Source organism: Pseudoxanthomonas sp. JC1303 (assembly GCF_058448525.1).
This window is the reverse complement of sequence record NZ_CP185958.1, coordinates 822,991-834,345: the sequence shown is the minus strand read 5'-3', so window position 1 is coordinate 834,345 and position 11,355 is coordinate 822,991. Positions and strand designations below refer to the sequence as shown.

11 protein-coding genes are annotated in these 11,355 nt (G+C 70.3%); 6 read left to right on the top strand and 5 right to left on the bottom strand.

Features of this window, described 5'->3' with window-relative positions:
* Positions 1-54 precede the first annotated feature (54 nt).
* The 4 genes from yedA to ACORQU_RS03780 are packed head-to-tail and all read left to right on the top strand — an operon-like array spanning position 55 to position 3,522.
* Positions 55-963: a drug/metabolite exporter YedA gene (gene yedA, locus ACORQU_RS03795; protein ID WP_491643551.1), complete on the top strand. Its 909-nt coding sequence runs from the start codon at positions 55-57 to the stop codon at positions 961-963.
* On the top strand, positions 960-1,859 hold the full coding sequence (gene rarD / locus ACORQU_RS03790) for an EamA family transporter RarD (RefSeq protein WP_491643550.1): 900 nt from the start codon (positions 960-962) through the stop codon (positions 1,857-1,859). Before yedA ends, rarD begins: the two co-directional genes overlap by 4 nt.
* A 50-nt stretch (positions 1,860-1,909) precedes the next feature.
* A complete protein-coding gene (locus ACORQU_RS03785) occupies positions 1,910-2,911 on the top strand; it encodes an XdhC family protein (RefSeq protein ID WP_491643549.1) in 1,002 nt (333 codons plus the stop codon).
* Positions 2,908-3,522, top strand: a complete 615-nt coding sequence (locus tag ACORQU_RS03780; RefSeq protein ID WP_491643548.1) for a nucleotidyltransferase family protein — start codon at positions 2,908-2,910, stop codon at positions 3,520-3,522. Before ACORQU_RS03785 ends, ACORQU_RS03780 begins: the two co-directional genes overlap by 4 nt.
* Before the next feature lie 37 nt (positions 3,523-3,559).
* On the opposite strand, the gene ACORQU_RS03775 is transcribed toward ACORQU_RS03780, so the two are convergent.
* The 5 genes from ACORQU_RS03775 to ACORQU_RS03755 form a co-directional block, all read right to left on the bottom strand.
* Positions 3,560-4,675 (bottom strand): alpha/beta hydrolase, encoded by a 1,116-nt coding sequence (locus ACORQU_RS03775; protein WP_491643547.1) that lies wholly within the window; start codon positions 4,673-4,675, stop codon positions 3,560-3,562.
* 152 nt (positions 4,676-4,827) lie between these two features.
* Positions 4,828-6,153 (bottom strand): ABC transporter permease, encoded by a 1,326-nt coding sequence (locus tag ACORQU_RS03770; protein WP_491643546.1) that lies wholly within the window; start codon positions 6,151-6,153, stop codon positions 4,828-4,830.
* 11 nt (positions 6,154-6,164) lie between these two features.
* Positions 6,165-7,331 (bottom strand): ABC transporter permease, encoded by a 1,167-nt coding sequence (locus tag ACORQU_RS03765; protein WP_491643545.1) that lies wholly within the window; start codon positions 7,329-7,331, stop codon positions 6,165-6,167.
* 10 nt (positions 7,332-7,341) lie between these two features.
* Positions 7,342-8,031, bottom strand: coding sequence for an ABC transporter ATP-binding protein (locus ACORQU_RS03760; RefSeq protein ID WP_491643544.1), 690 nt, complete (start codon positions 8,029-8,031; stop codon positions 7,342-7,344).
* Between the two features lie 153 nt (positions 8,032-8,184).
* Positions 8,185-9,429, bottom strand: a complete 1,245-nt coding sequence (locus ACORQU_RS03755; RefSeq protein WP_491643543.1) for an efflux RND transporter periplasmic adaptor subunit — start codon at positions 9,427-9,429, stop codon at positions 8,185-8,187.
* 216 nt (positions 9,430-9,645) lie between these two features.
* On the opposite strand from ACORQU_RS03755, the gene ACORQU_RS03750 reads away from it, so the two are divergent.
* Positions 9,646-10,548 (top strand): ABC transporter ATP-binding protein, encoded by a 903-nt coding sequence (locus ACORQU_RS03750; RefSeq protein ID WP_491643542.1) that lies wholly within the window; start codon positions 9,646-9,648, stop codon positions 10,546-10,548.
* Entirely contained in the window at positions 10,545-11,303 is a 759-nt protein-coding gene (locus ACORQU_RS03745; RefSeq protein ID WP_491643541.1) for an ABC transporter permease, read from the top strand. Before ACORQU_RS03750 ends, ACORQU_RS03745 begins: the two co-directional genes overlap by 4 nt.
* Positions 11,304-11,355 lie beyond the last annotated feature (52 nt).

Sequence of the window (11,355 nt, the reverse complement as noted above, 5' to 3'; positions counted from 1 at the left end):
GTCAAGGGGCCTGCGGCTCCCCTAGACTGTGCGGCCCCCACGCCGGCCGCCCCCATGTCGCCCCCCGCTTCCAGCACCGCCCCGTCCCCTCGAGCCGGTCTTGCCGTGCTGACGGCGTTGTTGCTGGTGTACGTGGTCTGGGGGTCGACCTACCTGGGGATCCGGGTGGCGCTGGAGCACCACATGCCGCCGCTGCTGGTGACCTCGGGGCTGCGCTTCGTGGTCGCCGGCAGCCTGATGTTCGCGGTCCTGCGCTGGCGTGGCGTGGCTGGGCCGACCCGGGCGCAGTGGCGCAACGTGGCGATCATGGGCGCGCTGCTGCTGGGCATGGGCAACGGCCTGGTGGTGCTGGCCGAAACCACGGTCTCTTCCGGGCTGGCGGCCGTGGCGGTGGCCTCGATGCCGGTGTGGATGGGACTGTTCGGCATGCTGCGCGGGCAGCGCGCGACGCGGGCCGAATGGATTGGCATCGTGCTCGGCTTTGCCGGCGTGGTCTGGCTCAACGCAGGGGGCACGCTCACCGGCAGTCCGATGGGGCTGCTGTGCCTGTTGGTCGCGCCGGCGGCCTGGGCGTTCGGCTCGGTGTGGTCGCGCGGGCGCGACCTGCCGACGCCGGTGATGACCGCCGCCGCGCAGATGCTCTGTGGCGGGCTCCTGCTGATGCTGGTCGGCGCGTTGCGCGGCGAGGGGTTCCAGCATTGGCCGCCGCCGCTGCAGGGCGTGCTGGCCGTGGGCTATCTGGCCGTGTTCGGTTCGATCGTGGCCTTCACCGCTTATGTATGGCTGCTGCACCACGTGCGTCCGGCATTGGCCGGCAGCTACGCCTACGTCAATCCGGTGATCGCGGTGGCGTTGGGGGCCTGGCTGCTGGGCGAGCGCTTCACCGCGCATGACCTGGGGGCGATGGTGGTGATCCTGGCCGGCGTGGTGGTGATCAGCCTGGCCAAGGTGCGCAGGAAGTGACGGTGGTCGCGGCCGTGGACCGGCGCGGCGTCGCGGCGACGGTCGCTGCGTTCGTCGCTTGGGGCCTGTTTCCGCTGTACTGGCACCTGCTGCGCGAGGTGCCGGCACTGCAGATCATCGCCCACCGGGTGGTGTGGAGCGCCGTGCTGGTGGTCGGATGGCTGATGCTGCGCCAAGGGGGTGGGTGGCTGCGGCGGATCGCCGCCCAGCCGCGTGCGCTGCCCACGCTGGCGGCCAGCAGCGTGTTGATCAGCTTCAACTGGGGGCTGTACATCTGGGCGGTGAACAACGGTCATGTGGTGGAAAGCAGCCTGGGTTACTTCATCAATCCGCTGGTGAGCGTGCTGCTGGGGGTGCTGGTGCTGGGCGAGCGGCTGACCCGGCTGCAATGGGTGTCGGTGGTGCTGGCCGGGCTGGGCGTGGCATGGCTGACCTGGCAGACCGGACGGGCACCGTGGATCGCGATCGGCCTGGCGACCTCCTTTGGTGCCTACGGCCTGCTGCGCAAGCTGGTGCAGGTGGACGCGGTGCCGGGCCTGGGCCTGGAAAGCCTGTACCTGCTGCTGCCGGCGCTCGGGCTGGTGGCCTGGGGCGAGGCCGGGCACGGGGGTGGTTTCCATGCCGGCTGGGGCCTGGGCACGGACCTGCTGCTGGTCCTGGGGGGCGTGATCACGGCCGGGCCGCTGGTCGGCTTCGCCTACGGTGTGCGACGCATTCCGTTGTCATTGGTGGGGCTGTTGCAGTACATCGCGCCGACGTTGCAACTGCTGCTTGGGGTGGTGGTGTTCGGGGAGCCCTTCGGCGCGGCGCGGGCCATCGGCTTCGTCCTGATCTGGATCGGGCTGGTGGCGTTCATCGGCGATACCCTGCTGCGGGCCCGTCGTGTGCGGACCTGAGACTGGCAGCGTCACAGCGCCCTGAGGTTCGGGCGGGCACCATGCGGACCATGAAGGATGACGTGATTCCCATCGCCCCCCCGGTGGCCGACGTACATCGCACCGTGATGGAAGCGGCCGCGTCGGCCGACGATGCCCACGCGGCGCTGGCCTTGGTGGTGGACACCGAGGGCTCGACCTATGTGCGGGCCGGGGCGATGGCACTGTTCGACGGGCAGGGCGGTCAGGTGGGCTGGCTGAGCGGCGGCTGCCTGGAACCGGAGATCGAGACCAGAGCACTGGCCGCTGCACAGGCCGGTCAAGTGGACTGGATGGAACTGGACACCCGCGCGGATGAGGATCTGCTCTCCGGCTCGGCGGTGGGGTGTCGTGGGCGGTTGCTGCTGGCGCTGCTGCCGCTGGCCTGGCTACCGGGCTGGACGCGCGCGGTGGCGGCGTGGCGCGACGGGACGGACCTGGAGCTGACCCTGCGCGGCGTCGGCGAGCAGCGCATCGCGCTGGGGCTGGGCCAGACCGACTGGCGTCTCCCAAGTACACCGGTGCCGGACCAGGTTCAGGCCGGCGTGCGTCTGTTGCTCAAGGCGCCCCCGCGCATGGTGCTGTTCGGCGCCGGGCCGGAGACCCCCTGGCTGTTGCCGTTGCTGCGCGACGCCGGCTGGGTCGTCACCCTGGTCGAGCGTCGTCCGCGTTGGTCCCCGGACACCGGCGTCACCCCGATGCCCGATCACTGGGAAGCCAGGACACCTGCGGCCGGCGTGATGCAGCCATCGGTCGCCGGCGCCGATGCGGCGCTGGTGATGCACCACAATTTCGAACTGGATCGCGAGGCGCTGGAGGCGCTGGCGGCGTCCGATATTCCCTTCATCGGCCTGCTCGGTCCGCGCCGTCGCCGGGACGACCTGTTCCGGCTGCTGCCAGCCGCGGCGGTGTCGGCCCTGGGCAAGCGCCTGCGCTCGCCGGTCGGCATGGACCTGGGGGGGCGTGGGGCACAGGCCATCGCCCTGAGCATCGCCGCGCAGCTGCAGGCCTGGCACCACGGGCGCGTGGCGTGAGCGGTCATGTCGCCATCGTGCTCGCAGCCGGTGGCAGCCGCCGCCTGGGACGTCCCAAGCAGTTGATCCGACGTGACGGCGAAACGCTGGTGAACCGCGCGCTGCGCCTGGCGCGGGCCACCTCACCCCGGCGCCTGCTGCTGGTGGTCGGCGCACGCGCCGCCGAGATCGTCGGCCTGGTCCGGGCCGACGATGTGCAGGTGGTGGTCAACCCGCGCTGGCGCGATGGCCTGTCCAGCAGCGTCCTGGCCGCGCGTGCCGCCCTGGCCGAAGAACAGGACCCGGCCACCGGCTGCCTGCTGCTGGCCTGCGATCAGCCCGCACTGGAGGTCGACCATTTGACCGCGCTCCTGCATGCCGCCGCGCAGGCGCCGGCGGGCTGTGCCGGCATCGTCCACGGCGCGCGGATCGGCATCCCCGCCGTGGTGTCCCTGGCGCAGCTGCGCCAGGCCGATCCCCAGGGCGATGCCGGACTGCGCGAACTCCTCAACGCCATGCCGCCCGCGTGCGCCGGCATGGTCGTGGCGCCGCAGCTGTGCATGGACCTGGATACGCCCCCCGATCTGGACCTGGCCGCGCAACGGGGCTTGATCGACCGCGCCAGCGTCTAGCCACCGCGCCGCGCTCGCGACACGGCCTGGACGGTGGTCAGTGCGCGGCGCGCGCCACCAGGCCGGAGGCAGGCGAGGGCAGCGTGGTGCCTGCGCGCGGGCATTGCGACGGCGCATCGGCGGTCTGCGCGAACCACGCATCCACCGTGGGCGCCAGGCGATCCAGGCGCATCGGCAGACTCAGATGGGTTTCACCCGGGACCTCGATGTAACGGTCACGCGGCGCGGCCTCGGCAAGCGTGCGGCCATGCGCGACCGGGATGTGGTGGTCGTTGCGCCCGTGGATGAGCAACACGCAGGCCGGGGTGGCGCGCAGGGCCGTGGCCACGTCCACGCTGTCCAGATCCAGGTTGAGTTGTGCATCGGCCGCGGCGATCACTGCGTCCAGATCCTGGCGGCCGTAGGTGGCCTGCGCGACCAGGGTCGCGGCGGCCGTCTTCCAGGTGTCCGGGCGCGCGCTGAGCATGTGCGGGACCATGTCGCGGATACCGCGTCCGGCGTTGGCGAAGGATTCCATCGCCACCACGCCCGCCACCTGATGGCCCAGGTCGTGCGCGGCGAAGATCGCCGTGGCCGCACCGTAAGACACACCGAACAGATACAGCGGCCCGCTGATCTCGCCGCGCGCGCGCAGCTCGCCGACCACCTTGGCCACGTCCTCGCCCTCGCGCGTGCCGTAGCCGGTCGGCCCGCGGCCGGAGCGACCGTGGTTGCGCAGATCCAGAGTGATGGTGCGATACCCGGCCTGGGCCAGCTGCAGCGCCCAGGGCATCAGCGAGTCGCCATCCATCATCCAGCCGTGCAGCAGGACCACGGTGCCGCGCGGCGGCGGGTGGCTGCCAGGGGTCTTGAAGCCGATGCCGAAGGCCACCTGCTGCAGCGCCGTGCCATCGGGATTGCCCGTGTAGCGGTAGTCCAGCGCGTAGTCGCCCGGATCCAGCGCCCGCCAGAAGATCGGGACATCGCCCGCGCCGGCCAGCCGGCCGCTGCGGGTGGGCAGCCGCGCCATCAGGCTTTCCACGCGTGCGCCATCCAGCAGTGGCGACACGCCGCCGGGGGCGACGAGGCGTTCACTCAGTGAGGTGGATGTGGGCGGGATGCAGGCGGCCAGCACGATGCAGCAGACGCAGACCAGCAGGAACAGGCGGGACATCGGCGTGGAGACGACAGGATGGCCCGGCAGGCTAGCGGTGTGCCGGTGATGGCGCTATCGCACCGGCATGACAATGTCATGACACCTGCAACCTGCGCCGACCGGTGGCGCCTGCCAGCGCGTGTGCCTGGCAGGCGCGCGGCGAGGGTGGCTCAGACCTCGCGCAGGGCCACGGTGATCGGCTGACGCGCGGCGCGCAGGGCGGGGAACAGACCGCCGACGAAGCCGATCGCCAGCGCCCACTTGATGCCGGTCCACAGCACCGCTGGAGACACGTCGAAGGCGAAGGTCAGCTGGCCTACGCCGCCGGCCAGAGTGGAGGCGGTGAAGCCGTTGAAGATCACCCAGGCCAGCACGCCGCCGAGCACGCCGCCGAGCAGGGCCAGCAGCATGGTCTCCAGCATCACCGCCACCACCACCGGCAGGCCGCGGAAGCCGATGGCGCGCAGGGTGGCGATTTCGCGGGCGCGCGCGGCGACGGTGGCGAACATGGTGTTGAGCGCGCCGAACACCGCGCCGACGCCCATGATCGCGCCCACCACCATGCCGATGATGCGGATGATGGTGGTCATCTGCTGGGACTGCTTGCTGTAGTAGTCCAGCGTGGTGTCGGCCTCCACGTCCAGCTGCGGGTTGGCGGCCAGTGCCGCCTTGAACCCGGCGAAGGCCTGCGGGCTGGTCAGCTTGGCGGTGACCGAGGCCCGGGTGCTGCCGCGGCGGTAAGTGGTGGCCACCACTTCGGCATCGGCCCACAGTTCCGAGTCGCTGGCATCGCCGGCGCGGAAGATGCCGGTCACCGTCCACAGCTGGCTGCCCAGGCGGATCTGCTTGCCCGGTTCCAGCCCCTTGAACTGGCGCTGGGCACCGACGCCGGCCATCAGCTCGCGCCGCCCGGGCGTGAACTTGCCGCCCTCCACGACCTTGACGTTGGGGCGCACGGTCCAGGCGGCCGGGCCGACGCCGCGCAACTGCACGCTGCCGGTTTCGTCCGGCCCTCCCTTGCGCAGTGGCAGGTTGGCCGCGACCACCAGTTCGGGCGAGACCAGCGGCTGGTTGTCGGCACTGCGCGCCACGCCCGGTGCCTGCGCAATCTGGTTGACCGCATCATGCGAGAGCGTGGACATCACCTCGGCCGAGGACGCGCCGCGCAGCACGATCGCCGTGTCCTCGCTGCCGCTGGCGCGCAGCGTGGCGCGATAGCCCTCGGCCATGGCCAGCAGCGCCACCAGCACCGCGACCACGCCGGCGATGCCGACCACGATCACCGCCGAGGAGCCGATGCGCTCGCGCAGCGTGCTCAGCCCGACTTGGGTGACCGAGCCGGCCTGGCGGCCGCGTCGGGTCAGCAGCATCCACGCGGCGAACACCACCGCCAGCGCCAGCAGCACGAACCACGGCAGGCCCAGCCAGGCCGCCAGGCCGACAAGAACGACGACGAACAGCCCCACGCCGCGAGCAAAGGATTTCAGGAAGCGCATGTCAGGTCTCCTCAGCGCCCGGCCAGGGCATCGACGATGTTCAAACGCCCGGCGCGCAGCGCGGGCAGCAGGCCGACCAGCAGGCCGATGCCCACCATCAGCGACAGGCCCAGCGCCCAGCTGTGCAGGCCGACTGGCGGCAGGTTGAGCATCCCGCCGCTGCCGGCAGTCAGGATCGGGCCCAGCACGGCGGCGATGCCCAGTCCGATCACCCCGCCCAGCACCACCTGCAGCACCGACTCGGCCAGCACCAGGGCCAGCACCGCACCATCGCGGAAACCGAGCACCTTGAGCACGGCCAACTCGGCGGTGCGCTCGCGCACGGCCAGGGCCATGGTGTTGCCGGTCAGCAGGAGCAGGGTGAAGAACACCGCGCCCATGATCGAGCCGACGATCAGGCCGATGTCGGCGGTCTGCTTCATCCACGAGGCCATCGCCGCCGACTCGGTCTGGGTCTTGGTCTCGTGGTCGGAGTTGACCGACAGCGCGTCGATGGCCTTGGCCACGCGATCGGCCTGGTTGGGATCGGCCACGCCGGCCACGTACCAGCCCACGTCGCCGTCGACGTAGGGCGAGGACTCCTCGAAGTACTTGTAGTGCATCAGGATCATCTGGTCGTCCCAGCCCGAGGTGCTGCTCTCGGCGCCGCGCATGACGCCGACAATGTCGAACGCCCAGTTCTTGCTGCCGTCACTGTTGGGGAAGATGGTCGAGATCAGCGGGATCTTCTGCCCGACCTTCCAGTTGAAGCGCTTCATCAACGCCTGCCCGACCAGGATGCCGGTGCGGGTGTTGGCGAAAGCCTCGCGCTGGGCCGGATCGACCTCGATCTCCGGATACAGGTCCAGGTAGTTGGGGGCCACCGCAAAGCTGAAGATCTGGTTGCGCGCGTCCTGGTAGGCGCCGCCGAACCAGTTGGCGTAGGTCACCTTGGTCACCCCGTCGACCCGCGCGATGCGGTCGTTGAGCGACAGCGGCAAGGTATCGATGAAGGACAGGCGCGAACCGGTCTGCAGGCGCTTGGCGCCCAGCGCGCTCTGGCCGGCCTGGGCGAAGCTCTCGCGCACGCCGTTGAGCAGGCCGAACAGCAGGAACGCCGCCAGGATCGAGACCAGCGTGAGGATCGTGCGGGTCTTGCGCCGCAGCAGCGCGGCCCAGACCAGGTGCAGGTATTTCATGGCCGGCTCCTTACGCGTGGGTGGGCTGTTCGACCAGCACGCCCTTGTCCAGGTGCAGGGTGTGGCTGGCGTACTCGGCCGCCTTGGGGTCGTGGGTGACCATCACGATGGTTTTGCCGTGCTCGCGGTTGAGCATCTGCAGCAGGCCCAGGATCTCCTCGGCGCTGTTGCGGTCCAGGTCGCCGGTGGGCTCGTCGCAGATCAGCAGAGTGGGGTCGGAGACGATGGCGCGGGCGATGGCCACGCGCTGCTGCTGGCCGCCGGACAATTCGTTGGGCTTGTGCGACTTGCGGTCGGCCAGGCCCACCAGGGTGAGCGCGATTTCGGCGTTGCGCTTGCGCTGGGCGCCGGACAGATGGGTGAGCAGCAGCGGCAGCTCGACGTTCTTCTGCGCGGTCAGCATCGGCATCAGGTTGTAGAACTGGAACACGAAGCCGACGTGGTCGCTGCGCCACTGCGCCAGTTGCCCGGCGGACATGGATTCCAGATGCTGGCCGTCGATCTCGATCTGGCCATCGCTGGCCGTGTCCAGCCCGCCGATCAGGTTGAGCAGGGTGGTCTTGCCCGAGCCGGAAGGCCCCATCAGCGCGACGAAGTCGCCGGCGGCGATGTCCAGATCCAGCCCATGCAGCACGTGCACCTTTTCCGGGCCACGCTGGTAGGTCTTGGTGAGGTTGCGGATGGAAACCAGGGACGTCATGGCGTTGCCTCGTGCGGTCTGCTCGGGTGGACGGGCCCGATCGGAAGGACGGCATGCGCACGGAAGGTCCGACTCCGGCGCGACTGCTGCGTTACGAACGACGGTCGAACATGCGGCGCCTCGACATCCTGGCGCCGCGCAATGGCGCGATGGTTACGTGTCGGCGCCGGCGGTGGTGTCCACCGCGTCGCCGTCCTTGAGTGTCGGCGGTGGGTCCAGGACCACGGTTTCGCCCGCCTGCAGGCCGCCGAGGATCTGGCGGTCGTTGGCGAGCGTGGCGCCCGCCTTGAGCGTGCGCTGCTCCACCTTGTCTGCGTTCACCACGAATGCGGCCGGCGCGCCATCGCGCTCGGTGACCGCGGCGGCCGGCACGCGCACGCCCTGCGGGACGGCGTCCTGCTGCTTTGGCGCGGCTTCCAGGAAGCTCACGTTCACGCCCATCTCCGGGACGATGCGCGGGTCCTTCACCTTCAGGGCGATGCGCACCTTGACCGTGGCCTTGCCGCGGTCGGCGGTGGGGATCACCGCGATGACCTCGGCCGGGATCTTCCAGTCCGGGTAAGCGTTGAGCGTGGCTTCCACCGGCATCTTGGGCTGCACGCGGCCGATGTAGGCCTCGCCGACGTCCACTTCGACCTCCAGCGAGTCCATGTCCACGATGGTGCCGATGCCGGTGCGGGTGAAGCCGCCGCCGGCCGACAGCGGCGAGACGATCTCGCCAGGTTGGGCGGCCTTGGCGGTGATCACCCCGGAGAACGGCGCGCGCACCACGGTGTAGTCCTTGCCGATGTCGGAGATCTTCAGCTGGTCACGCGCGACCTGCACGTTGCGGCGCGCGGTTTCCAGCTGGGCGCGTAGCGCATCGCGCGTGGCGACCTGCTGGTCGTACTGCGAGCGCGAGACCAACTGCTGCTTGACCAGCGACTGCAGGCGTCCGGCCTCGGCCTGGGCCTGGGTGAGCTGGGCCTGCACGTTCTGCACCTGGCTCTGCGCCGAGGCCATCTGCGAACGCGCCAGGCGCTGCTCGGCGTCCGCGTTGATAGGGTCCAGGCGGGCCAGGACCTGGCCTTCCTCCACGTGCTGGCCTTCCTCGATCATCACCTCTTCCACGCGGCCGGTGATCTGCGCCGAGACCGTGGCGATGCGCCGCGCCACCACATAGCCGGTGGCATCGAGCACCGAGGCGGACTGCGACCCGCCGCTGCCCATGGCCACCACCGTTGCGGTGCGCACCGGGACCGGCTTGGCCCGGCCCAGCATCCACCAGGCGATGGCCGCCAGCAGCGCCAGCACCACCAGGACCACGAGCGTGATCCACAGCCCCTTGCGCGAGGGCGGGGGCGGCGCCTTGCCGCGGTCGATGCGTAGCTCTTTCAACAGTTCGGCGGAAGCGTTCATAGGTCCATGGATGACGTCGTCGAAGCAGGAATGTGACCGACCGGATGGTTCGCACCAAGTTGCCGGAAGTCACAACATGTCGGGCATCAGGATGCGCAGCGGCCCGTGCGCGGGCCAGTGACAGCTGTCATCTCGATTGGATGATGGCCTGCACTGATGTCACCCCTTCCCCGGGGCGCAGGCTACCCGCATCGTCCGGTAACCGCAGATACGTCCATGTCCCCGATCGAGATGACCGCTTCACCGGCCCGCCTGTCCGCGGTGCACAAGCGCTACGGCGCGCAGCTGGCGCTCGACGGGCTGGACCTGGCGTTGGAACCCGGGCGCGTGCTCGCGCTGTTGGGCCCCAACGGCGCGGGCAAGAGCACGGCGGTGTCCCTGCTGTTGGGCCTGCAACAGCCAGATGCCGGGCAGGCGTGCCTGTGCGGCCGGCCCCCCGATCAACTGGCCGCGCGTCGGGCGGTCGGGGTGATGCTGCAGCAGGCCGCGCTGCCCGACACCCTGTGCGTGGGCGAACTGCTCGCCCAGGTGCGCGGCTACTACGCCGCCCCGCTGAGCGTGGCCGACTGCGTGGGCATGGCCGGGCTCGATGGCCTGCTGCGGCGTCGCTACGGCCAACTCTCCGGAGGGCAGCAGCGGCGGGTGCAGTTCGCCCTGGCCATCTGTGGCCGGCCGCAGGTGCTGTTTCTCGACGAGCCCACGACGGGCCTGGACATCGAGGCGCGGCAGCAGCTGTGGGCCGCCATCCGCACCCTGGCCACTGCGGGTTGCGCGGTGCTGCTGACCACCCACTACCTGGAGGAAGCCGAGGCCCTGGCCGACGAAGTGGTCGTCCTGCAAGCCGGGCGCATCGTGGCCCAGGGCAGCGTGGCCCAGATCCGTGCCCGGGTGCTGCAGCGCTGCATCCGCGCGCAGACGGACATCAACCCCGAAGCGGTGTTGCACTGGCCCGGCGTGCGCGCCGCGCGCCGCGACGGCGCGGTGCTGGAGATCCACGCCGAACCGGCCGAAGCGGTGGTCGCCCGCCTGCTGCACGACGATCCACAGCTGTGCGACCTGGAAATCCAACGCGCCGGCCTGGCCGACGCATTTCTCGCCATCACCCGGGAGGCCGCATGAACGCCATCGTCCCCAACGTATCCTCCACGCTGCGCCTATACCTGCACGAGGCGCGCTACGAATGCCTGCGCCTGCTGCGCACGCCCTCGTTCGCGCTGCCGACGCTGATCTTTCCGCTGATGTTCTACCTGCTGTTCGGCGTGCTGCTCAATCGCGCCAACCCCGACGCCAGCCGCTACCTGATGGCCAGCTACAGCGTGTTCGGGGTGATGGGGCCGGGGCTGTTCGGCTTCGGCGTCAGCCTGGCGCTGGATCGCGAACGCGGCCTGCTGAGCCTCAAGCGCGCATTGCCGGTCCCGGCCGGTGCGCCGCTGGCCGCCAAGATGGTCATGGCGATGTTGTTTGCCACCTGCATCGGCGTGTTGCTGATGCTGGCCGGGCGCATGTTGGGCGGCGTGCAGTTGTCGCTGGCGCAGATGGCCACGTTGCTGGCGATCGACGTGCTGGGCGTGCTGCCGTTCTGCGCGATGGGTCTGCTGATCGGCACGCTGGTCAGCGGCAGTGGCGCACCGGCGGTGGTCAATCTGGTCTACCTGCCGCTGGCGCTGCTGTCGGGCCTGTGGCTGCCGCTGTCGGTGTTGCCGCCCTTCTTCGGCCAGATCGCACCGCTCTGGCCGGCCTGGCATCTGGGCCAGCTGGCGTTGAAAGTGGTGGGCCAGGACGGGGGGCACCCGGCCTGGCTACATGTGCTGGTGCTGATCGTGGTGACCGCTGCCTGCTTAGGCCTGGCCCGGCGCCGGCTGCAGCGCGCATGAGCGCCGCGCGCGCGTGGCCTGCATCTGGGTGGCAAGATCGGCGCATGCCCGT